The organism is Pseudomonas sp. MDT1-85 (assembly GCF_054898065.1).
Window position 1 is genome coordinate 5387436 of the sequence record NZ_CM142715.1, and the last position, 22406, is coordinate 5409841.

Annotated in this window: 16 protein-coding genes, 2 tRNA genes and 3 rRNA genes; 4 read left to right on the plus strand and 17 right to left on the minus strand. The window is 56.0% G+C overall.

Annotated features, from left to right (window positions below):
• Nucleotides 1-36: 36 nt before the first annotated feature.
• From ACYZT2_RS24170 to ACYZT2_RS24235, 14 genes are all read right to left on the minus strand, one after another.
• Nucleotides 37-2340 carry a PqiB family protein gene (locus tag ACYZT2_RS24170; protein ID WP_461967990.1) on the minus strand — a complete coding sequence of 768 codons (2304 nt, stop codon included), beginning with the start codon at nt 2338-2340 and terminating at the stop codon, nt 37-39.
• Nucleotides 2333-2956: a paraquat-inducible protein A gene (locus ACYZT2_RS24175; protein ID WP_461967992.1), complete on the minus strand. Its 624-nt coding sequence runs from the start codon at nt 2954-2956 to the stop codon at nt 2333-2335. Before ACYZT2_RS24175 ends, ACYZT2_RS24170 begins: the two co-directional genes overlap by 8 nt.
• Nucleotides 2943-3602 carry a paraquat-inducible protein A gene (locus tag ACYZT2_RS24180; protein ID WP_461967994.1) on the minus strand — a complete coding sequence of 220 codons (660 nt, stop codon included), beginning with the start codon at nt 3600-3602 and terminating at the stop codon, nt 2943-2945. The genes ACYZT2_RS24175 and ACYZT2_RS24180 overlap by 14 nt, the downstream gene beginning before the upstream one ends.
• Nucleotides 3603-3748: 146 nt before the next feature.
• Nucleotides 3749-3864 (minus strand): 5S ribosomal RNA (rrf, locus tag ACYZT2_RS24185).
• A gap of 171 nt (nt 3865-4035) precedes the next feature.
• Nucleotides 4036-6927, minus strand: a 23S ribosomal RNA gene (locus tag ACYZT2_RS24190).
• 229 nt (nt 6928-7156) lie between these two features.
• Nucleotides 7157-7232, minus strand: a tRNA-Ala gene (locus tag ACYZT2_RS24195).
• A 10-nt stretch (nt 7233-7242) separates the two neighbouring features.
• Nucleotides 7243-7319 (minus strand) — tRNA-Ile (locus tag ACYZT2_RS24200).
• 123 nt (nt 7320-7442) lie between these two features.
• A 16S ribosomal RNA gene (locus ACYZT2_RS24205) occupies nt 7443-8981 on the minus strand.
• The 16S, 23S and 5S rRNA genes sit together here with 2 tRNA genes alongside, the layout of an rRNA operon.
• Nucleotides 8982-9526: 545 nt before the next feature.
• Nucleotides 9527-10147, minus strand: a complete 621-nt coding sequence (gene msrQ / locus ACYZT2_RS24210; protein ID WP_461967996.1) for a protein-methionine-sulfoxide reductase heme-binding subunit MsrQ — start codon at nt 10145-10147, stop codon at nt 9527-9529.
• Nucleotides 10147-11160 (minus strand): protein-methionine-sulfoxide reductase catalytic subunit MsrP, encoded by a 1014-nt coding sequence (gene msrP / locus ACYZT2_RS24215; protein ID WP_461967998.1) that lies wholly within the window; start codon nt 11158-11160, stop codon nt 10147-10149. Before msrP ends, msrQ begins: the two co-directional genes overlap by 1 nt.
• Nucleotides 11161-11223: 63 nt before the next feature.
• Complete coding sequence (gene pssA, locus ACYZT2_RS24220) at nt 11224-12081, minus strand: CDP-diacylglycerol--serine O-phosphatidyltransferase (RefSeq protein WP_008006914.1); 858 nt, start codon at nt 12079-12081, stop codon at nt 11224-11226.
• Between the two features lie 146 nt (nt 12082-12227).
• Nucleotides 12228-13244 carry a ketol-acid reductoisomerase gene (gene ilvC, locus ACYZT2_RS24225; RefSeq protein WP_007948647.1) on the minus strand — a complete coding sequence of 339 codons (1017 nt, stop codon included), beginning with the start codon at nt 13242-13244 and terminating at the stop codon, nt 12228-12230.
• A 48-nt stretch (nt 13245-13292) separates the two neighbouring features.
• Nucleotides 13293-13784: an acetolactate synthase small subunit gene (gene ilvN / locus ACYZT2_RS24230; protein ID WP_003176102.1), complete on the minus strand. Its 492-nt coding sequence runs from the start codon at nt 13782-13784 to the stop codon at nt 13293-13295.
• Nucleotides 13785-13786: 2 nt separating this feature from the next.
• Complete coding sequence (locus ACYZT2_RS24235) at nt 13787-15511, minus strand: acetolactate synthase 3 large subunit (RefSeq protein ID WP_030130347.1); 1725 nt, start codon at nt 15509-15511, stop codon at nt 13787-13789.
• A 401-nt stretch (nt 15512-15912) separates the two neighbouring features.
• Here ACYZT2_RS24235 and ACYZT2_RS24240 point away from each other — a divergent pair, with 401 nt between their 5' ends.
• Nucleotides 15913-16335 carry a DUF4124 domain-containing protein gene (locus ACYZT2_RS24240; protein WP_461968001.1) on the plus strand — a complete coding sequence of 141 codons (423 nt, stop codon included), beginning with the start codon at nt 15913-15915 and terminating at the stop codon, nt 16333-16335.
• A 31-nt stretch (nt 16336-16366) separates the two neighbouring features.
• Here ACYZT2_RS24240 and ACYZT2_RS24245 read toward each other — a convergent pair whose 3' ends face one another.
• The 3 genes from ACYZT2_RS24245 to mrcB are packed head-to-tail and all read right to left on the minus strand — an operon-like array spanning nt 16367 to nt 19774.
• On the minus strand, nt 16367-16705 hold the full coding sequence (locus ACYZT2_RS24245) for a YqcC family protein (RefSeq protein WP_461968003.1): 339 nt from the start codon (nt 16703-16705) through the stop codon (nt 16367-16369).
• Nucleotides 16702-17436, minus strand: a complete 735-nt coding sequence (locus tag ACYZT2_RS24250) for a tetratricopeptide repeat protein (protein WP_461968005.1) — start codon at nt 17434-17436, stop codon at nt 16702-16704. The genes ACYZT2_RS24245 and ACYZT2_RS24250 overlap by 4 nt, the downstream gene beginning before the upstream one ends.
• A gap of 16 nt (nt 17437-17452) precedes the next feature.
• The gene (gene mrcB / locus ACYZT2_RS24255) at nt 17453-19774 is read right to left on the minus strand and encodes a penicillin-binding protein 1B (RefSeq protein WP_461968007.1); all 2322 of its coding nucleotides are present in this window, start codon (nt 19772-19774) and stop codon (nt 17453-17455) included.
• A 118-nt stretch (nt 19775-19892) separates the two neighbouring features.
• Here mrcB and ACYZT2_RS24260 point away from each other — a divergent pair, with 118 nt between their 5' ends.
• The 3 genes from ACYZT2_RS24260 to ACYZT2_RS24270 all read left to right on the plus strand — a co-directional run bounded on the left by ACYZT2_RS24260 (nt 19893) and on the right by ACYZT2_RS24270 (nt 22400).
• The gene (locus ACYZT2_RS24260) at nt 19893-21449 is read left to right on the plus strand and encodes a bifunctional aminoglycoside phosphotransferase/ATP-binding protein (RefSeq protein WP_461968009.1); all 1557 of its coding nucleotides are present in this window, start codon (nt 19893-19895) and stop codon (nt 21447-21449) included.
• A 91-nt stretch (nt 21450-21540) separates the two neighbouring features.
• Nucleotides 21541-21885: a pentapeptide repeat-containing protein gene (locus ACYZT2_RS24265; protein WP_461968011.1), complete on the plus strand. Its 345-nt coding sequence runs from the start codon at nt 21541-21543 to the stop codon at nt 21883-21885.
• A 242-nt stretch (nt 21886-22127) separates the two neighbouring features.
• Nucleotides 22128-22400, plus strand: a complete 273-nt coding sequence (locus tag ACYZT2_RS24270; RefSeq protein WP_007902045.1) for a TfoX/Sxy family protein — start codon at nt 22128-22130, stop codon at nt 22398-22400.
• The last annotated feature ends 6 nt before the right edge of the window (nt 22401-22406 follow it).

Below are 22406 nucleotides of genomic sequence, written 5' to 3' on the forward strand. Positions count from 1 at the left end.
CTTGCCCGCGAAGGCGATATCACAGACGCCGACAGACTACTTGCCGATCGAGATCTTCGGCGCCCAAGTCAGCCACTCATCTTCGAACTGGTCGAACAGCGGGAAGGTTTGCTCGGGCCGCGCCGGGACACCCATGCGGTCGCCATCCGGCGTGGCAAAAGCAATGCCGCCCTGAACCAGCGTCTCCAGCGATTCGGTGCGTATTGTCGCGCCTTTGAACAAGCCGTAGTCAAAACCAAAACCACTGGTGTTCCAGAACCGGGTGCCACTGCGCACCAGCGGCGCGTACTTCGGCTCAATCAGGATGTGCACCAACACTCGATCAGCCGTCTGGCCCAGTTCATAGCCGGTCACCTTGCCTACCGTGATTTCGCGATAGGTGACGGGGACGCCGGTCTTCAGCGAGCCCCGGCGAGCAGCGCTCAACACCAGGCTTAAACCAGCCTCTTCCTTGGCGATTTCCGGAGGATTGGTCAAGGCCTCGAAAGTCTTCTGCGGGCCGAGGTTCTTTGGCGCCGGTTGCACTTCGATGTATTTCCCGGTGACCAACGTTTCGAGGTTCGAGGTTTTCATGAGGCCAAGCTCAGGTTTGACCACCCAGAACTGACTGCCGACCCGAGCGATACGCTCCGGCACTTCTGTGATTCGCGCGGTCAGCAGTACTGATTGAAGGTCATCACTGAGGTCGACGTCCTCAATCTTGCCAACGTCCAGGCCTTTGAATCGAACCGGCGTGCCACTGCGCAGGCCATCGGCGCGATCGACCTTGATCGTCACCATAGTGCCTTTCTGCGTTGCCTCATCATGGTTGGCATGCAGGCGGAAACGTGGAATACGTTTTTGCAACGGCGCCTTGGCTTCCGGAGTTTCGAAGGCGATGCCACCGGCCATCAGGCTTTGCAACGACTCACTTTTGACCTGGATGCCGCCGGTCAACCCACCGGTAAGCGTAATGCCGCTGGCATTCCAGAAACGCGTCGAGGCGTTGACCAGCCCTTCGTATTCCTTCTCGATATGCACCCCGATCACCAGCTGCTTTTTGGTGCGCGAGAATTGATAGCTTTGAACCGAACCGACCTTGACCTGTTTGTAGAGAATCGGACTGCCGACTTCCAGAGACCCAAGGTTGTCGGTGAACAACACCAAGTGCAGGCCTGGCGAACGCAGATCCAGTGGCGGCGCCTTGGGCCGTGCTTCGAACTCGCGCTGCGGTGCACCACCCTTGTCGCCAGGGCGCACGGCGATGTAGTTACCTTTGACCAGCGCTTCCAGGCCGGTAATACCGGCAAGCGAAATCGATGGTTTTACCACCCAGAACTGGGTGCCAGTGACCAGGTAATCCTCGGCCAGTGGGTCGAGAGTCAAATCGGCGCTGGCACTGGACAGGTCCGGGTCAATCTTGAGCGTTTTCAGATTACCGACCTGGATGCCTTTGTACATTACCGGCGTACGACCAGCCTGCAGACCTTCGAAATCGCTGAGTTTGACCTTGACCCGAATACCCGCTGCGGCTGCATCGAAATCCTCATAGAGACGGAACGGCAGGCTTGGATCGGTGGGCGGGCTGTCCTTGCGGTTTTCCGGAGTGGCGAACGCAATACCACCGGCGACGATGCTGGCGAGGGACTCGCTACGCACTTTCACACCAGAAAGGTTGGCGTCGATACTGATGCCGCTGGCATTCCAGAAACGCGTGTGTTTACGCACCAGACTGGCGTAGGTCGGCTCAATGAAGACTTTGAGCTCGACAGTGCTCTGGTCTGCGGACAGCACGTAGCTTTTGATCTGACCGACTTGAATCTGCTTGTAGAACACCGGGCTGCCGCGATTCAGCGAGCCGAGGCGATCAGCCTTGATGGTCAGGTGCAGGCCGGGTTGGGCGTCCGACAGCGGAGGCTCTTGGGCCAGGGCCTTGAATTTGCGGGTCGGCTCGCCTTCACCTGGGCTGACAGCCACGTAGTTACCCGAGACCAGCGTCTCCAGGCCCGTGATACCGGCCAGGCTAACGCTCGGTTTGACCAGCCAGAAACGCGTGCTGGTCCTGAGGTATTGCTCCACGTCTTTGTTCATCTCGATGGTAGCGATCACTCCTTTGGAGCTGCCTTCGTCATCGAGTTTGAGGGCTTTCACCTTACCGACCGACATGCCTTTGTAGACGACCTCGGTCTTGTTGGCCTGAATGCCTTCACCACTTTCGAAGCGCACCTGAATCTCGATGCCCGTCTCGCTGTAGGCACGCCAGCCGAGCCAGCCGCCGATGATCAATGCGATCAGGGGCAATACCCAAATGGCTGACCAGTTCGAGGCCGGTCGGGTTTTCGCTTTAGGCAAATCAGTCATGGTCGTCGTCCGACTCCGTGTTATCCCAAATCAGTCGGGGATCGAAAGTTACTGCGGCAAGCATCGTCAAAATCACCACACTGGCGAAGGCGATGGCGCCAGGATTGGCTTCGATACTGGCAAGCCGTCCAAAATTCACAACCGCCACCAGGATGGCGATCACAAAGATATCCAGCATCGACCAGCGGCCGATGAACTCGATAAAGCGGTACATCAGAATGCGTTGGCGTGCCGAGAGCGGCTGGCGACGCTGCACCGAAAACAGCAGCAATGCGATGCCCACCAGCTTGAACGTGGGTACCAGGATGCTGGCGATAAAAACCACGGCGGCGATCGGAATCATGCCGTGCTGAACCAGTTGGATCACACCGGACATAATGGTGCTCGGATCGCCCTGCCCCAAAGAATTGACGGTCATGATCGGTAGCACATTGGCCGGGATGTAGAGAATCGCGCCTGTGATCAACAATGCCCAGGTACGCATCAGACTGTTTGGGCGGCGGGCGTGAACCAGCGCGCCGCAGCGGGTGCAAACCTGCTCGTCGGTATCGGCTTCCTGTCTATTCAACTCGTGGCATTCGGCACAAATCAGAATGCCTGCATCAATCGCCCGCATGGGCATCTTCTCCTGATAGAGCCTGCCAGATCTGGTGCGGTGACATCACCACTTCCAGCCAGACCTGAACCAACAACAAACTGATGAAACACGCCAGACCAAAACCTACGGTGATCGCCGCCATATCGGCCAATTTGACGATCGCAACCAGCACACCCATGAGGTAAACCTCAAGCATCCCCCAGTCCCGTAGATGGTGATAAATGCGGTAGAGCAGCAGACCGTAACTGCGTCCGATATCGAAGCGAATACTCAGCAACACGACCAATTGGCAAAGCAGCTTGAGCAGCGGAATCCCCATGCTGCAAAGAAATACCACTGCCGCTACGCCTCGCATACCGGTATCGAACAGACCTACAACGCCACTCCAGACAGTATCGTGCGACGATTGTCCGAGTAGATGGAGCTGCATGATGGGTAAAAAGTTCGCAGGTATATACAACAACAGCGCGGCAATGACCAAGGCGAGACTGCGCTGCACGACATTGTGTCGATGGGCATACAGCTCATAACCGCAGCGTACACAGATGGCTTTCTCACCATGAGCAAGCTCAGGCTTGCGCATCAGCAAATCGCACTCATGACACGCTACCAAGTCGTCCAGCGGTAAATCTGACAGCCTTGGGGCGTCAACCGGATCTGGCATAAAGGCTCTGGCTCCAATAAGTTGGACCTATTCTAGTGTCCTGACTCGAAAATAACTGTGCAATTTTGTGTTGTCGCCGGAGTGCTCTTTCCTGCGCACAAACAAAACCCCTACCTGCATACGCAGATAGGGGTTTCGGAATTTGATCTTGACGATGACCTACTCTCACATGGGGAAACCCCACACTACCATCGGCGATGCATCGTTTCACTGCTGAGTTCGGGATGGGATCAGGTGGTTCCAATGCTCTATGGTCGTCAAGAAATTCGGTAGCCAGGTCGTTTGCCTTGCGGCTCACGCTCCAGCGAATGGGTATGTGACAGCTTGGTGTTTTGTGAGTATCTCGAACTTTCGGTTCGTTTCGTCTTCACACACCGCAATCTGGTGCCTTTTCGCTTTTCAGCTCGAAGCCTGCAAATTGCTTGGGTGTTATATGGTCAAGCCTCACGGGCAATTAGTATTGGTTAGCTCAACGCCTCACAGCGCTTACACACCCAACCTATCAACGTCGTAGTCTTCGACGGCCCTTCAGGGGACTCAAGGTCCCAGTGAGATCTCATCTTGAGGCTAGTTTCCCGCTTAGATGCTTTCAGCGGTTATCTATTCCGAACATAGCTACCCGGCAATGCCACTGGCGTGACAACCGGAACACCAGAGGTTCGTCCACTCCGGTCCTCTCGTACTAGGAGCAGCCCCTCTCAAATCTCAAACGTCCACGGCAGATAGGGACCGAACTGTCTCACGACGTTCTAAACCCAGCTCGCGTACCACTTTAAATGGCGAACAGCCATACCCTTGGGACCGGCTTCAGCCCCAGGATGTGATGAGCCGACATCGAGGTGCCAAACACCGCCGTCGATATGAACTCTTGGGCGGTATCAGCCTGTTATCCCCGGAGTACCTTTTATCCGTTGAGCGATGGCCCTTCCATACAGAACCACCGGATCACTAAGACCTACTTTCGTACCTGCTCGACGTGTCTGTCTCGCAGTCAAGCGCGCTTTTGCCTTTATACTCTACGACCGATTTCCGACCGGTCTGAGCGCACCTTCGTACTCCTCCGTTACTCTTTAGGAGGAGACCGCCCCAGTCAAACTACCCACCATACACTGTCCTCGATCCGGATAACGGACCTGAGTTAGAACCTCAAAGTTGCCAGGGTGGTATTTCAAGGTTGGCTCCACGCGAACTGGCGTCCACGCTTCAAAGCCTCCCACCTATCCTACACAAGCAAATTCAAAGTCCAGTGCAAAGCTATAGTAAAGGTTCACGGGGTCTTTCCGTCTAGCCGCGGATACACTGCATCTTCACAGCGATTTCAATTTCACTGAGTCTCGGGTGGAGACAGCGCCGCCATCGTTACGCCATTCGTGCAGGTCGGAACTTACCCGACAAGGAATTTCGCTACCTTAGGACCGTTATAGTTACGGCCGCCGTTTACCGGGGCTTCGATCAAGAGCTTCGCGTTAGCTAACCCCATCAATTAACCTTCCGGCACCGGGCAGGCGTCACACCCTATACGTCCACTTTCGTGTTTGCAGAGTGCTGTGTTTTTAATAAACAGTCGCAGCGGCCTGGTATCTTCGACCGGCATGGGCTTACGCAGTAAATGCTTCACCCTCACCGGCGCACCTTCTCCCGAAGTTACGGTGCCATTTTGCCTAGTTCCTTCACCCGAGTTCTCTCAAGCGCCTTGGTATTCTCTACCCAACCACCTGTGTCGGTTTGGGGTACGGTTCCTGGTTACCTGAAGCTTAGAAGCTTTTCTTGGAAGCATGGCATCAACCACTTCGTCACCCAAAGGGTAACTCGTCATCAGCTCTCGGCCTTAAGATCCCGGATTTACCTAAGATCTCAGCCTACCACCTTAAACTTGGACAACCAACGCCAAGCTGGCCTAGCCTTCTCCGTCCCTCCATCGCAATAACCAGAAGTACAGGAATATTAACCTGTTTTCCATCGACTACGCTTTTCAGCCTCGCCTTAGGGACCGACTAACCCTGCGTCGATTAACGTTGCGCAGGAAACCTTGGTCTTTCGGCGTGGGTGTTTTTCACACCCATTGTCGTTACTCATGTCAGCATTCGCACTTCTGATACCTCCAGCAAGCTTCTCAACTCACCTTCACAGGCTTACAGAACGCTCCTCTACCGCATCACCTAAGTGATACCCGTAGCTTCGGTGTATGGTTTGAGCCCCGTTACATCTTCCGCGCAGGCCGACTCGACTAGTGAGCTATTACGCTTTCTTTAAAGGGTGGCTGCTTCTAAGCCAACCTCCTAGCTGTCTAAGCCTTCCCACATCGTTTCCCACTTAACCATAACTTTGGGACCTTAGCTGACGGTCTGGGTTGTTTCCCTTTTCACGACGGACGTTAGCACCCGCCGTGTGTCTCCCATGCTCGGCACTTGTAGGTATTCGGAGTTTGCATCGGTTTGGTAAGTCGGGATGACCCCCTAGCCGAAACAGTGCTCTACCCCCTACAGTGATACATGAGGCGCTACCTAAATAGCTTTCGAGGAGAACCAGCTATCTCCGAGCTTGATTAGCCTTTCACTCCGATCCACAGGTCATCCGCTAACTTTTCAACGGTAGTCGGTTCGGTCCTCCAGTTAGTGTTACCCAACCTTCAACCTGCCCATGGATAGATCGCCCGGTTTCGGGTCTATTCCCAGCGACTAGACGCCCTATTAAGACTCGCTTTCGCTACGCCTCCCCTATTCGGTTAAGCTCGCCACTGAAAATAAGTCGCTGACCCATTATACAAAAGGTACGCAGTCACCCAACAAAGTGGGCTCCCACTGCTTGTACGCATACGGTTTCAGGATCTATTTCACTCCCCTCTCCGGGGTTCTTTTCGCCTTTCCCTCACGGTACTAGTTCACTATCGGTCAGTCAGTAGTATTTAGCCTTGGAGGATGGTCCCCCCATATTCAGACAAAGTTTCTCGTGCTCCGTCCTACTCGATTTCATGACCAAGAGATTTTCGCGTACAGGGCTATCACCCACTATGGCCGCACTTTCCAGAGCGTTCCGCTAATCTCAAAGCCACTTAAGGGCTAGTCCCCGTTCGCTCGCCACTACTAAGGGAATCTCGGTTGATTTCTTTTCCTCAGGGTACTTAGATGTTTCAGTTCCCCTGGTTCGCTTCTTAAGCCTATGTATTCAGCTTAAGATACCTAACTTATGTTAGGTGGGTTCCCCCATTCAGACATCTCCGGATCAAAGTCTGTTTGCCGACTCCCCGAAGCTTTTCGCAGGCTACCACGTCTTTCATCGCCTCTGACTGCCAAGGCATCCACCGTATGCGCTTCTTCACTTGACCATATAACCCCAAGCAATCTGGTTATACTGTGAAGACGACATTCGCCGAAAATTCGCGATTAAACTCACAAATTTTACCTTAGCCTGATCCACTACCAGTGAAAGTAGTGTTCAGTCTATCTTTCTATCACATACCCAAATTTTTAAAGAACGATCTAATCAAAGACTAGAAATCAATATTCACACCGGAATATTCATTTCTAAACTCTCAAACGTTTCGAAGCAGTTTATGGTGGAGCCAAGCGGGATCGAACCGCTGACCTCCTGCGTGCAAGGCAGGCGCTCTCCCAGCTGAGCTATGGCCCCATAACAAAATTGGTGGGTCTGGGCAGATTCGAACTGCCGACCTCACCCTTATCAGGGGTGCGCTCTAACCAACTGAGCTACAGACCCAATTTCGAGCTTGTAACTGTTAGCGTTGAGCTATCAGCTTGGAGCTTAAAGCTGCTTCTATCGTCTTCTTCAATGAATCAAGCAATTCGTGTGGGAACTTATGGAGCAGCTGATGTCGTCGATTAAGGAGGTGATCCAGCCGCAGGTTCCCCTACGGCTACCTTGTTACGACTTCACCCCAGTCATGAATCACACCGTGGTAACCGTCCTCCCGAAGGTTAGACTAGCTACTTCTGGTGCAACCCACTCCCATGGTGTGACGGGCGGTGTGTACAAGGCCCGGGAACGTATTCACCGCGACATTCTGATTCGCGATTACTAGCGATTCCGACTTCACGCAGTCGAGTTGCAGACTGCGATCCGGACTACGATCGGTTTTCTGGGATTAGCTCCACCTCGCGGCTTGGCAACCCTCTGTACCGACCATTGTAGCACGTGTGTAGCCCAGGCCGTAAGGGCCATGATGACTTGACGTCATCCCCACCTTCCTCCGGTTTGTCACCGGCAGTCTCCTTAGAGTGCCCACCTTAACGTGCTGGTAACTAAGGACAAGGGTTGCGCTCGTTACGGGACTTAACCCAACATCTCACGACACGAGCTGACGACAGCCATGCAGCACCTGTCTCAATGTTCCCGAAGGCACTCCGCTATCTCTAGCAGATTCATTGGATGTCAAGGCCTGGTAAGGTTCTTCGCGTTGCTTCGAATTAAACCACATGCTCCACCGCTTGTGCGGGCCCCCGTCAATTCATTTGAGTTTTAACCTTGCGGCCGTACTCCCCAGGCGGTCAACTTAATGCGTTAGCTGCGCCACTAAGAGCTCAAGGCTCCCAACGGCTAGTTGACATCGTTTACGGCGTGGACTACCAGGGTATCTAATCCTGTTTGCTCCCCACGCTTTCGCACCTCAGTGTCAGTATCAGTCCAGGTGGTCGCCTTCGCCACTGGTGTTCCTTCCTATATCTACGCATTTCACCGCTACACAGGAAATTCCACCACCCTCTACCATACTCTAGCTCGTCAGTTTTGAATGCAGTTCCCAGGTTGAGCCCGGGGATTTCACATCCAACTTAACGAACCACCTACGCGCGCTTTACGCCCAGTAATTCCGATTAACGCTTGCACCCTCTGTATTACCGCGGCTGCTGGCACAGAGTTAGCCGGTGCTTATTCTGTCGGTAACGTCAAAACAATTACGTATTAGGTAACTGCCCTTCCTCCCAACTTAAAGTGCTTTACAATCCGAAGACCTTCTTCACACACGCGGCATGGCTGGATCAGGCTTTCGCCCATTGTCCAATATTCCCCACTGCTGCCTCCCGTAGGAGTCTGGACCGTGTCTCAGTTCCAGTGTGACTGATCATCCTCTCAGACCAGTTACGGATCGTCGCCTTGGTGAGCCATTACCTCACCAACTAGCTAATCCGACCTAGGCTCATCTGATAGCGCAAGGCCCGAAGGTCCCCTGCTTTCTCCCGTAGGACGTATGCGGTATTAGCGTCCGTTTCCGAGCGTTATCCCCCACTACCAGGCAGATTCCTAGGCATTACTCACCCGTCCGCCGCTCGCCACCAGGTACAAGTACCCGTGCTGCCGCTCGACTTGCATGTGTTAGGCCTGCCGCCAGCGTTCAATCTGAGCCATGATCAAACTCTTCAGTTCAAACATCTTTGGGTTTTTAAGAAACCCTAAACTTGGCTCAGCAATCGTTGGTTACATCTTTGATTTCTCGCGGAGTAACTTGTGATGCTGATAATCTTGTTGACTATCAGTCTGACTCCACAAGCACCCACACGAATTGCTTGATTCAGTTGTTAAAGAGCGGCTGGTTAAGATCTTTCGTCTCAACCGAGGCGCGCATTCTACAGCAGCCTCTGTTGCTGTCAAGCGGTTATTTTCAGAAGTTTTCAAGGATTTCCTCAACAACTTCAACCACTTGCGCTTCCGATCTCTCGTTAGCGGGAGGCGAATTCTACAGCGTTACACGCTGCTGTCAACACCTCTTTTTCTCCGCTTTCGACCGAGATGATCGAACCGTCAAAAGAGCTAAACAACACCGCTCTTTCAACTCCTTCTGGCTTCAATGAGCTGAAGCGTAACCGCTGCCGAAAACTGCGTAACCCTTTGTTTACCAAGGAGTTTTCCGTTTCGACTGCGCCAGAAGTGGGGCGAATTATAGACTTCCTGAATCTGCCGTCAACCTCTAATTACACCTTTCTGGCAGAAGGTGCCTTTTTGGCTGTTAAACGTGGAATCCGGCGGGTTACAGGCGGCAATCTCAACACCAACAACAACGCACCTATAGAAGCATAGATCGCCCACTCCTTCAGATCGGCACGAACGACCCACAACATATGCAGTAATCCGAGCCCAAGAACCACATAGACCAACCGATGCAGTTTCTTCCAGCGAGAACCCAAACGCCGCTGACTGTAGCGATTAGAGGTAACCGCCAATGCCAGCAAACAGAGAAATCCCAGTACCCCGACAATAATGTAGGGCCGCTTACGCAACTCGATACCCAACTGCGACCAATCAAAGCCAAGGATGAACGCCGTGTAACCGCTCAAATGCAAAACCACATAAGCGAAACACCACAAACCCAACTGTCGCCGAACCGCTATCCACCCCGGCCAACCAGTGAGCTTCTGCAAAGGCGTCATGCTTAATGTAATGAGCAGCAGCACAAGCGTCCCCTGCCCCAATCGATCAACCAGTACTTTGCCCGGATCTGGCCCCAGCACATCCGCCCAGGCCTGATACAACCAAAGCAGCGGCCAAATCGCTGCAGCGCTGAAGACGCCAATACGCCAGAACGGATATCGCATCAGTAATTCTTCCGCAGATCGAGCCCTGTATATAGAGAAGCGACTTCATCCGAGTAGCCGTTGAACATTTGCGTGTCCCGCACATTGGGCTTGAACAGACCACTCGGCAAACGCCTTTCCCGTGCCTGGGTCCAACGCGGGTGATCGACTGTCGGGTTCACGTTCGCATAAAAGCCATACTCATCCGAGGCAATACTCTGCCAGGTCGTTTTCGGCTGCTCGCTGACCAGACTGATCCGCACGATGGATTTAATGCTCTTGAAGCCGTACTTCCAGGGCACCACCAGACGCAGCGGCGCACCGTTCTGATTCGGCAACTCACGCCCGTACATGCCCACAGCAAGAATCGCCAACGGATTCATCGCCTCATCCAGACGCAGCCCTTCCACATAAGGCCAGTCGATCAAGGCAAAGCCGGAACGCTGCCCGGGCATACTCTTGGGATCCTGCAAGGTTTCGAAGCGAATGAACTTGGCTTTGGACGTCGGCTCGACTTCCTTGAGCAAAGCCGAAACAGGAAAACCGATCCACGGAATAACCATCGACCAAGCCTCCACACAGCGAAGACGATAGATGCGCTCTTCCAGTTGATAAGGCTTCATGAAGTCTTCCAGCGCATACCGCCCCGGCTTACCCACCTCCCCGTCCACCACCACGTTCCACGGTTCGGTTTTCAGCGCACCGGCGTTGGCCGCGGGATCACCTTTATCGGTACCGAACTCATAGAAGTTGTTGTAGTGGGTCGCATCCTTGAAAGGTGTGATCGCCTCGTCTTTGACGTTGACCGCCCCCCATTTGGTAGAAGGAAGCTTTTCGGCAAACCAGGAGGGCGCCTTGCCAGGCTCGACATCAGCATAACGCGCAACATCGTCGGCACTCGCCCAACGCGGCAGACTGCTCGCAGCCAAACCGGCAACGGCGGCACCTAATACACTGCGGCGAGAAAGGTAGAGGGATTCAGGTGTGACGTCCGACTCATGACAGTCAGACGCTTTGGGGACTTTGATCAGCATGGCAACTCCGCAGCTTTGGAGGACAGATGCACCCATAGACTGCGGAGTATGAGGGAAATTACATCACTCGGCTTTTTTGTGCCGACGAAGGCGCAACAGGTACTGCACCGGCCCGGAAGCCGCATAGGCAAGGAAAACCAGCAGCAGGATGCGCGGCGGATCACTGAACACAACGGCGAATACCAATACCACTGCGAGGATCGCGACAAAGGGAACGCGCCCTTTCAAGTCCAGCTCCTTGAAGCTGTTGTACTTGATGTTACTGACCATCAGCATGCCAGCGGCGGCAACCATCAGTGCAACCAGGAACGACATCTTGGAACCCTGAATGCCGTAATCGCTGAATGCCCAGACAATGCCCGCGACCACACCGGCGGCAGCCGGGCTGGCCAGACCGATGAAGTAACGTTTGTCTGCGGTGCCGACCTGAGTGTTGAAACGCGCCAGACGTAACGCCGCCCCCGCTACATAGATGAAGGCGACCATCCAGCCAACCTTGCCCATGTCACCCAGGGCCCAACCGAATGCCAGCAATGCCGGCGCCACACCAAAGGCAACCATGTCCGACAGCGAGTCGTACTCGGCACCGAAAGCACTTTGGGTGTTGGTCATACGGGCAACGCGGCCGTCGAGGCCGTCGAGTACCATGGCGACGAAAATCGCGATCGCGGCAAACGCAAAATATTTGCTCGCGCCGATTGCATCACCGGCACTCAAGGCACTCTGGGCGCTCATCGAGTTGATGATGGAATAGAACCCTGCGAAGAGGTTCGCAGTGGTGAACAGATTCGGCAGAAGATAGATACCACGATGCCGGACTTTACGGCCTTCAGCGTCATGCCCTTCTTCGATGTGTTCATCGATAGGCAGAAGGCTTTCGGCGTCAGAAGCCTGCTTTGGCTCTTCGGGACGTTCGCTCATGGACATTTACCTTGCAACGGGGTGGAAAGTTTCGACAGGTGTCTGGGACGACGGTTCGGCCACAAACAATGCAGCTTTATACCAGAACCGGCGGATCCAAACGAAAAAACGCGGCCTAGGCCGCGTTTTCCGTACAAGCTCGGGACTTAGTTCTTGGCTTTGTCGACGATCTTGTTGGCACCGATCCACGGCATCATGGAGCGCAGTTGCTCACCGATGATTTCGATACCGTGAGCGGCGTTGTTACGACGCTTGGCGGTCATCGAAGGATAGCCGGTGGCGCCTTCGCTGATGAACATCTTGGCGTATTCGCCGTCCTGAATACGTTTCAGGGCGTTGCGCATGGCCTGACGGGATTCGGCGTTGATCACTTCCGGACCGGTCACGTACTCGCCGTACTCAGCGTTGTTGGAGATCGAGTAGTTCATGTTGGCGATACCGCCTTCGTACATGAGGTCAACGATCAGCTTCAGTTCGTGCAGGCATTCGAAGTAGGCCATTTCCGGCGCGTAGCCAGCTTCAACCAGGGTTTCGAAACCGGCTTTTACCAGCTCAACGGTACCGCCGCACAGAACGGCTTGTTCGCCGAACAGGTCGGTTTCGGTCTCGTCCTTGAAGGTGGTTTCGATGATGCCGGTACGACCGCCACCAACGCCAGCGGCGTAGGACAGTGCAACGTTTTTGGCGTTGCCCGAAGCATCCTGGTAGATAGCGATCAGGTCAGGGATACCGCCGCCTTTGACGAACTCGGAACGCACGGTGTGGCCCGGAGCTTTCGGCGCGATCATGATCACGTCGAGGTCGGCACGTGGCACAACCTGGTTGTAGTGAATCGCGAAACCGTGGGAGAAGGCCAGGGTGGCGCCTTTCTTGATGTTCGGCTCGATTTCGTTCTTGTACAGGGCAGACTGGAACTCGTCCGGGGTCAGGATCATGACCAGGTCGGCAGCCGCTACGGCGGAAGCAACGTCAGTCACTTTCAGGCCGTGAGCTTCGGCTTTGGCAACAGTGGCCGAACCTTTACGCAGACCAACAGTAACGTCAACGCCGGAGTCTTTCAGGTTGCACGCTTGAGCGTGGCCTTGGGAACCGTAACCGATGATGGCAACTTTCTTGCCCTGGATGATCGACAGGTCGCAGTCTTTTTCGTAATAAACTTTCATGAAATTCCCCTCTATATCCTGGCCATTCAGGCCATTCGCTAATTTGGTTTAGATGCTCAGTACTTTGTCGCCGCGGGCAATCCCGGTGACGCCACTGCGTACGGTTTCCAGAATCGAGGCAGTCCCGATCGATTGAATGAAGCTGTCGAGCTTGTCGCTGGTACCGGTCAATTGAACGGTATACACGCTAGCGCTGACATCAACGATCTGCCCACGATAAATATCGGTGGTGCGCTTGATCTCGGCGCGCTGGGCGCCGGTGGCCTTGACCTTGACCAGCATCAGTTCGCGCTCGATGTGAGCACTCTCCGACAGGTCAACCAGTTTTACCACTTCGATCAGCTTGTTCAGGTTCTTGGTGATCTGTTCGATGACTTCATCATGGCCGACCGTGGTCAGCGTCAGACGCGACAGAGTCGGGTCTTCGGTGGGTGCCACGGTCAGGCTTTCGATGTTGTAGTTGCGCTGCGAGAACAGGCCAACTACACGAGACAGAGCGCCCGGTTCGTTTTCCAGAAGCAAGGAAATAATGTGCCGCATGATTAAGTACGCTCCGTCTTGCTCAGCCACATATCGCGCATGGAGCCGTCTTTGATCTGCATCGGGTAAACGTGCTCGCTGGTGTCGACCGAAATATCGATAACCACCAGGCGATCTTTCATGGCGAACGCCTCTTCCATCTTCGACTTCAAATCTTTCGATTCGGTGATGCGCACGCCAACGTGGCCATAGGCCTCCGCCAGCTTGACGAAGTCAGGCAACGATTCCATGTAGGAATGCGAGTGGCGGCTGCCATAACTCATGTCCTGCCACTGGCGAACCATACCCAGTACACCGTTATTTAGAATGACGATTTTTACCGGCAAACCGTATTGCAGGCAGGTCGACAGTTCCTGAATGTTCATCTGGATGCTGCCCTCACCCGTTACGCAGGCGACGTCGTCATCCGGGAAGCTCAGCTTGATGCCCATGGCTGCCGGAAAACCGAAGCCCATGGTGCCCAGGCCACCGGAGTTGATCCAGCGGTTTGGCTTGTTGAACGTGTAGTACTGCGCGGCGAACATTTGGTGCTGGCCCACGTCGGAGGTCACAAAGGCGTCGCCCTTGGTCACTTCGCACAGGGTTTCGATCACGGTCTGCGGCTTGATCACGCTGCCGTCGCCCTTGTCATAAGGGAACAGGCCACGGTCACCGCGCCACTCATCGACTTGCTTCCACCAGCTGGCAACGGACTCCTTATTCGGGGTCTCGCCGATTTCCTTGAGGATCGCGACCATTTCGGTCAGGACACTCTCGACCGGACCGACGATAGGCACGTCTGCCTTGATGGTCTTGGAGATCGACGCCGGGTCGATGTCGATGTGAATGATCTTGGCATTCGGACAGAACTTGGCCGGGCCGTTGATCACGCGGTCATCGAAGCGCGCGCCAACTGCAAGGATTACATCGGCATGGTGCATCGCCAGGTTGGCGGTGTAGCTGCCGTGCATGCCGAGCATGCCAATGAACTGACGGTCGGTGCCAGGGTAGGCACCCAGGCCCATCAGGGTATTGGTCACTGGCAGGTTGAGCATCTTCGCCAGTTCGGTCAGCGGCGCGGAGCCACCACCGAGAATCACGCCGCCGCCTGCATAAAGCACAGGACGCTTGGCCGCCAGGAGCATTTCGGCTGCCTTGCGGATTTGCCCGGAGTGACCGCGAACGGCCGGGCTGTAGGAACGCAGCTTGGCTTTTTTCGGGAAGATGTATTCGAACTTCTCGGCCGGGTTGGTCATGTCTTTCGGGATATCGACAACGACCGGACCAGGACGACCGGATTGCGCCAGGTAAAACGCTTTCTTCATGACTTCCGGGATTTCCGATGCATGCTTGATCATGAAGCTGTGCTTCACGATTGGCCGGGAGATACCGATCATGTCGGTTTCCTGGAATGCATCGGTGCCTACCATGGTACTAGGCACCTGGCCGGAAATGATCACCATCGGAATGGAGTCCATGTAGGCCGTGGCAATACCGGTGATGGCGTTGGTGGCGCCCGGACCGGAGGTCACCAGTACCACACCGGCTTTACCGGTGGCACGGGCGTAACCGTCGGCCATATGGGTCGCAGCCTGCTCGTGACGAACCAGGATGTGAGTCACTTCCGGTTCTTTGAACAGGGCATCATAGACATGAAGAAGAGCACCGCCCGGGTACCCGTAGATATATTTGACGCCTTCGTCACGCAAAAAGCGGACGAGCATCTCACCGCCAGATAAAAGCTCCACGTTGTTCACCTCTAAAACGCCAGAATACCGCCCACATACAAAGAGGACGGGTCTTAATAGGTTTACTTCTCGGCAGAGCATGAGCGACGGTGGTCGCCGACTACGTCAGCACTGACTGAGCAAGTATTGGGATCGTCCCAAGTGTTGCGGGCCTTTCCCACCCAGCGCGAGGTAACGCGTTGCGGGTGTAACAGGTCGGCGCGGATGTGCGCCTCATGATCTACCGAGCGGGTCTGCTTCTGGCAGTCCCTCTACAGCGGACTTTGGATTCTTCTGTTTCGCCCATCGCAAGTCAAGCCGTCAATGTGCTTTATTCGAACTAAGCGCATGAGAACGCAAGAAAAAACCTTTAAACCGCCACTGTGTTAGCTTCGATTGCGCACCCATGACAAGGAAATGGCATGCGAACGTTCTTCTTCACCGCCGGCTTGCTGATCAGCCTGAGCCCTTTGTGCATGGCGGGTCAGATCTATAAATGGGTCGATGCCCAGGGCGTTACCCATTTCGGCGCGCAACCGCCCCCCGACCAGGAGCCCACCCTCGTGGTGACACCCGCCCCGCCCGTCGGCAAACCGGACACGCCAACGCGCAGCAACGTCATAGGCGATCAACGGGCCATCGACAACAAAGTGAAAAAGCAGATCGCCGAGCAGCAAGCCCAGCTAAAAGTATTCTGCGAGCAAGCCCGAACGAACCTGGCTCAACTGCAGAATAATCCGCGACTACGAGAGGATGTCGAAGGTGAGATGCGCCGCCTGACCGACCAACAACGTCAGGAGCGCATCACCGAAGCACAGAAACAGATTGCGAAAAACTGCATGTAGGCACCTGTAGCCCCCCTGCAACGGATCGGCGTTAGCGGGAGGCGGTGATCAACAGGTCGAACTCTTTGAGCAAGACCTGAAGCTGCCGATCCTTGCCTTGGACGTTGCGGGCGGCGAAGACCATTTCGGCCATCTCCTGGATCCCCGATGCGTTGGGTAATGGCAGGTCTTGTTCCAGGATCGACTTCATTCTTGGCAGGAAGATCCATTGCAGCCATTGCTCGAAATCCAGCGTATCCACCGAAAATGGCTCGACACTGGAAAGCGCTTCAGCGGATGGCGAGACTTCGTCCCACCAACCCTGAACGCGCAGTTCGCGCTCGATCAACAGCAATTGTTCAGCAATCTTTGGAAAGCGTGCATCCCTCACAGCGAAACCTTGGCCTTCTGACGCGCCAACGCTGCACCGGCGGAGTCACCCTGCTTCTCACGAGCCTGGGCGATCAATTCCCACAGGCTGGCCTGAAGGGCCGGACGACCATTGGCAAACGTCAAACCACGACGAGCGAATTGCTCGGCCTGTGCCGCATCGCCTTGGGCCATACGCACCTGGGCCAGGCGATAAAGCACTTGTGGCTCACGCGGCGCGACGCGCTGGGCGCGCTCGAGGCTGGAAGACGCGCCATTAAGGTCGCCGCTGGCCTGTTGCTGCTGGGCGGTGGTCAACAACGCCAGGACCGGACCGTCCAGTTGCTCATCGGCAGACAGGCCGCCGGAGTTCGCCGAAGGGATCCCGCTCGGCGTTGATGGCATGCTGTAGCTGCCCTGATTGATCGGTGCCGACTGAACCGGCGAGGTATCGATCGGCCCCGGGGTGATCGGGCCTGGGGTAATCGGCGAAGTGCTGATCGGTGCCGAGGAAACGGCGCCACCACCCGGCACCATCACCACAACGCCAGTGTCACCTTGCGGGATTGCCTGAGTCTGGGCTTGTGCAGGACGTTTTACCGTCGACTGCCGGAAACCGCCATTCGCCGAAATCCGTTCGCTGTTGGAGACGGCGGTGCCCGAATCCACAACCGGAATCGAACCACGCTGTACGGTGGAGCAGCCACTGAGCAAAGCCACGGCAGTCACCGCCGGAATCAACCACTTGTTCACTTGAAACCCTCTTTGCTTAATTCATCCAGCCCTTGACCCAATCCATCACCGATTCGCCGGAAGGGCTTCCGCCACCGCAAGCAGCACCGGGAGGCGGTTCGCTGCCGCGAATATACGGCATCTGCACCGCGCCTGGGCAGCTGCCTTCAGAACCTTGCCCGGTGCGCGAATCGACCCAAGCCTGAACAATGTTGTCCGGCTGCGGCATGTCCAGCGGCAGCGGATCGGCCTTGCGCATGAAACTGGTCCAGACCTGCAACGCACCGGTGGCACCGGTGAACGGCGTCTTGCCGTTATCATCGCGCCCCAGCCACACCACTGCCAGCAGATCCTGACTGAAACCGGCGAACCAACTGTCCCGCGAATCGTTACTGGTACCGGTCTTGCCGGCCAAGGTCAGGGTTTTCGGCAACACGTTATAAACCGAGCTGCCCGTACCTTCACGCATGACTCGTTGCATGGCGCTCTGAACCAGGTAAATGGACGCCGGATCGAACTGCTGCTGAATCTGGAACGGATAACGCTTGAGCGGCTCGCCCTCGGCAGTCAGTACGCTGCGAATCCCGCGCATCGGCGTATTGAATCCGCCGTTGGCCAGTGTCTGGTACATGGTCGCCACTTCGATCGGGGTCAAGCCACCGGCACCCAGCAACATCGACGGGAACGCCGGGAACTCGCGACTCACCCCCAGACGCGCCAGGGTCTTCAAGACATTCGGTACGCCCACCGCCAAGCCCAGACGCGCGGTCGACAAGTTGTAGGAATGCGCCAGCCCTTGATAAAGGAACACCGTACCGTGGGAACGGCGATCATAGTTCTGCGGTTTCCAGACCTGACCGTCCGCGCCTTTGACCGAGAAGGATTCGTCCGACAGCCAACTGGTCAGTGTGTACTGGCTCGGCTTCTCAAGGGCTGTCAGATAAACCGCCGGCTTGATCAACGAGCCGATCGGTCGTACCGCGTCCAGCGCCCGGTTGAAACCGGCAAAGCCCGCCTGACGACTGCCGATCATCGCCTGCACTTCTCCAGTTTCCGGGTTGGTCACGACCATGGCCGCCTCAACCTCATCGGAGCCCTTGCGCCCGGCCAATCGTTTGAAGGTGTCATTGACCGACGCTTCGGCTTTCATCTGCAGGATCGGGTCGAAACTGGTGAAGATCCGCAGCCCCTCTTCGGTCAAGTCTTCGTCGCGGTAGTCTTCGCGCAACTGACGCTTAACCAGGTCGAGGAAGCCCGGGAACGAACTATCGGCCAACTTGCCGCGAGTGGTCACACCCAGTGGCATTTTCTTCGCCGCTTCAACCTGCTCGGCGCTGGCAACGCCTTGCTCCCCCAGAACATCGAGCACCAGATTGCGCCGCTCCAGCGCCCGCTCAGGGTTGCGACGCGGGTTGTAATAGGACGGCCCCTTGACCATGCCCACCAACATAGCGACTTGATGCAGTTTCAGCTCGGACAATGGCTGCCCGAAGAAGAACTGGCTGGCCAGGCCAAAACCGTGCACCGCGCGCTGACCATCCTGGCCGACGAACACTTCATTGAGGTAAGCCTCAAGAATTTCGCGCTTGTCGTAATGCAGCTCAAGCAACATCGCCATCATGGCTTCGGTGAGCTTACGGGTCAGGCTGCGTTCGCTGGTGAGATAGAAATTCTTGACCAACTGTTGCGTCAGCGTACTGCCACCCTGGGTCATCTTGCCGCCCGAGGTGTTGACATAGACGGCTCGGGCAATCGACTTCGGCGACACGCCCCAGTGGTCGTAGAAATCCCGGTCTTCTACGGCAATCAGGGTTTCGAGCAGATACGGCGGAACCTGATCGATCTTGATCAGGATGCGGTCTTCAAGGTTTTTCGGGTAAATCCCGCCAATCAGCAGCGGCTCCAGTCGCACCACAGAAAGCTTCGAACCGTTGGTCGCCGAGAGTTCGGCCACGTAATCGCCGGAGAAGCGCACGCGCACAGGTTGAGCCGTCTCCATGCCTTCATAGAACTGGAAGCCACGGGTATTCAAGTCGACGGTATTGCCATTGACTGCCGCCGCGCCGGGGCCGTTGCTGACGGCTTCGCGGCGGTAGCCCAAGGCATCGAGCTCGGTCAGGAAGTCTTCCTTGCTCAACTTTTGGCCAGTGAACAGCTCAAGCGGGCGCGCATATACCTTGGCCGGGATGGTCCAGCGCTTACCGGAGAACTTCTCCTGGACCACAGCGTCGAGGTAAACCGCGAACCCGGCAAGCACCACAAGGCCGACCAGGCTGAGTTTAAGGGCCCAGCCCAGCCAGGGGCGCATGCCCTTGGAAGGTGGTTTTTTGGGGGTGCGGGGGGATCGAGTACGAGTCATGGCGGCGGATTATACGCACTTTATTCATCCTCAACAGAAGCCCGCCGAGGTTTGCGTCGGGCGGACTTGCGGCCATAATGACGGCCTTGAATTTCCCCCAGACTCTGAAGGATCGCCTGTGAGCCAGTCCCTGATCGCTGCCCTGCAAAACCCGGCCCTCTACCCGCATCCCGTAGAAGGGTTCCAGGTCATCGAGACCCATATTTCCTGGGTGCTGCTCACCGGCCCCTATGCTTATAAAGTCAAGAAGCCAGTGAATTTCGGCTTCCTCGACTTCACCAGCCTCCAAGCGCGCGAGCATTTCTGCGCTGAAGAACTGCGCCTGAACCAGCGCTTGACCCATGATTTGTATCTCGAAGTGTTGCCAATCACTGGCAGCACCGAGGCACCACAACTGGGCGGCGCGGGTCCGGTTGTCGATTACGCCCTGAAAATGCGTCAGTTCCCACAAAGCCAATTGCTCAGCACCTTGCAAGCCAACGGCGAATTGACCACCACGCACATCGACGAGATGGCGCAGCAGATCGCTCAATTCCACCTCAGCGCGCCGAAAGTACCTGCCGAACATGAAGCCGGTACGCCGGACAGCGTGATGGCGCCGGTACGGCAGAACTTCGAACAGATTCGTCCGTTCCTCAGCGACAAGGCCGATCTGCTGCAACTCGAGGCGCTGCAAGCCTGGGCCGAAAGCAGCTTCGAGCGCCTCAAGCCGCTGTTCGCCCAGCGCAAGGCCGACGGTTTCATTCGTGAATGCCACGGCGATATTCACTTGGGCAACGCCACCGTGATCGACGGCAACGTGGTGATCTTCGACTGCATCGAGTTCAACGAACCGTTCCGCTTCACCGACGTTTACGCCGACACCGGTTTCCTGGCCATGGACCTGGAAGACCGCGGCCTGAAGAGCCTGGCGCGCCGTTTCATCAGCCAATACCTGGAGCTGACCGGCGACTATCAGGGCCTTGAGCTGCTGAACTTCTATAAAGCCTACCGCGCATTGGTTCGCGCCAAGGTCAGCCTGTTCAGCATGCCCGCCGAGGCCGATCCGGTGCAGCGCGCCACCACACTGCGTCAGTACCGCAACTACGCCAACCTGGCGGAAAGCTACAGCACCATTCCTTCGCGCTTCCTGGCGATTACCCACGGTGTATCCGCTGTCGGTAAAAGCCACGTGGCCATGCGCCTGGTGGAAGCACTGGGCGCCATCCGATTGCGTTCCGATGTCGAGCGAAAGCGTATGTTCGGCGAGCAAGCCGTACCGAACGACCTGCAGGCCGGCATTTATAGTGCCGACGCCAATGCTGCGACTTACAGCCGTCTGCATGAAATTGCCGGTGTAATTTTGCATGCCGGTTTCCCGGTGGTGGTCGATGCCACGTACCTCAAGCGCGACCAACGCGACGGCGCGGCGAAAATCGCCGAAGCCACGGGCGCACCGTTCCTGATCCTCGACTGCGACGCACCGCAAGCGGTGATCGAGAGCTGGCTGAAGCAACGTCAGGCAGACAGTAAGGATCCGTCCGACGCCAACCTGACTGTTATCGCCGCCCAGCAAGCCAGCCGCGAGGCCCTGACGCCAGCAGAAATTCTCTGCAGCAAACGCGTCCAGACCAATGAAAGTGGCACGCTCGATACCGTCGTTGCGCAGATTCGCCAACGTCTGCCAGGCCTGTAAGAAACTATTTCAACCGTGAAGCCTTCACCGGCTTCACGGCTATCAAATAGTGGCACTATACTGGCGTCATAAAACCATCAGGTGATGCGATATGAGCCAGCCGAAACTTCTCGACACCCCGCTTTATGCCTTGCTGCACAAAGACGACATCACAGGCTTTAACAACGAACGCCCGAAGGATGGACCTATCGACATGGTCGGTGGCGACTTTCGTGGTCTCGATCTGCGTGAACTGAACGCCGACGGCGTCGACTTCACCGATGCCTATTTCCGCTCTGCCGACTTGCGCGGCATCGACTTTCGCAACTCATCCCTGGAAGGGGCGAGCCTGGCTCACGCGCAGATCTCCGGCACGTACTTCCCGCCAGAGTTGAGTGCCGATGAGATTCTGATGTCGATGAATTTCGGTACGCGACTGCGTTATCGCACCCGCTAAAACCGCCTTTCTATCAGGTCCGGCGCCCCTGCTTTGCGCTGGACTCTGTACTTTTTTACCCTGAAACTCAATCCTCTCCCCCCGCTTCCCGACTGCACTCGCAGCCTTTTCACGCCGCTTCTTGAGCCCGCTTCTTAGAAGCTTTTGCGTCGAAACCGACCAAACAATCACGCTTTTCCTACTGATGGCTACACTGCTGAGAGGCTCGCCCACGCACCGTTCGGCTGTCGCAAGGAGGCTTGATGAATGATGAACTGCAACACCTGAAAAATCTTGGCAAGACGTCGGCACAATGGCTGCATGCCGTGGGTATCCACAGTGCATCGGACTTGCGTCGGCTGGGAGCTGTGGATGCTTATCGGGCCGTGCGCACGCGCGGCTTTCGGGCTTCCAAGGTGTTGTTGTATGCGATCGAAGGCGCACTGATGGATGTTCACTGGAACGACATTCCCGCCGAACGAAAGGAAGCCTTGAACAAACAACTGGACGCCATCTCGTCACGCCACAAGATTTGAATGGGT

Bases quoted from the DNA above. Each gene is read 5' to 3' on its own strand.
- ACYZT2_RS24170 (WP_461967990.1), bottom strand. From the start codon at position 2,340: ATGACTGATTTGCCTAAAGCGAAAACCCGACCGGCCTCGAACTGGTCA.
- ACYZT2_RS24175 (WP_461967992.1), bottom strand. From the start codon at position 2,956: ATGCGGGCGATTGATGCAGGCATTCTGATTTGTGCCGAATGCCACGAG.
- ACYZT2_RS24180 (WP_461967994.1), bottom strand. From the start codon at position 3,602: ATGCCAGATCCGGTTGACGCCCCAAGGCTGTCAGATTTACCGCTGGAC.
- msrQ (WP_461967996.1), bottom strand. From the start codon at position 10,147: ATGCGATATCCGTTCTGGCGTATTGGCGTCTTCAGCGCTGCAGCGATT.
- msrP (WP_461967998.1), bottom strand. From the start codon at position 11,160: ATGCTGATCAAAGTCCCCAAAGCGTCTGACTGTCATGAGTCGGACGTC.
- pssA (WP_008006914.1), bottom strand. From the start codon at position 12,081: ATGAGCGAACGTCCCGAAGAGCCAAAGCAGGCTTCTGACGCCGAAAGC.
- ilvC (WP_007948647.1), bottom strand. From the start codon at position 13,244: ATGAAAGTTTATTACGAAAAAGACTGCGACCTGTCGATCATCCAGGGC.
- ilvN (WP_003176102.1), bottom strand. From the start codon at position 13,784: ATGCGGCACATTATTTCCTTGCTTCTGGAAAACGAACCGGGCGCTCTG.
- ACYZT2_RS24240 (WP_461968001.1), top strand. From the start codon at position 15,913: ATGCGAACGTTCTTCTTCACCGCCGGCTTGCTGATCAGCCTGAGCCCT.
- mrcB (WP_461968007.1), bottom strand. From the start codon at position 19,774: ATGACTCGTACTCGATCCCCCCGCACCCCCAAAAAACCACCTTCCAAG.
- ACYZT2_RS24265 (WP_461968011.1), top strand. From the start codon at position 21,541: ATGAGCCAGCCGAAACTTCTCGACACCCCGCTTTATGCCTTGCTGCAC.
- ACYZT2_RS24270 (WP_007902045.1), top strand. From the start codon at position 22,128: ATGAATGATGAACTGCAACACCTGAAAAATCTTGGCAAGACGTCGGCA.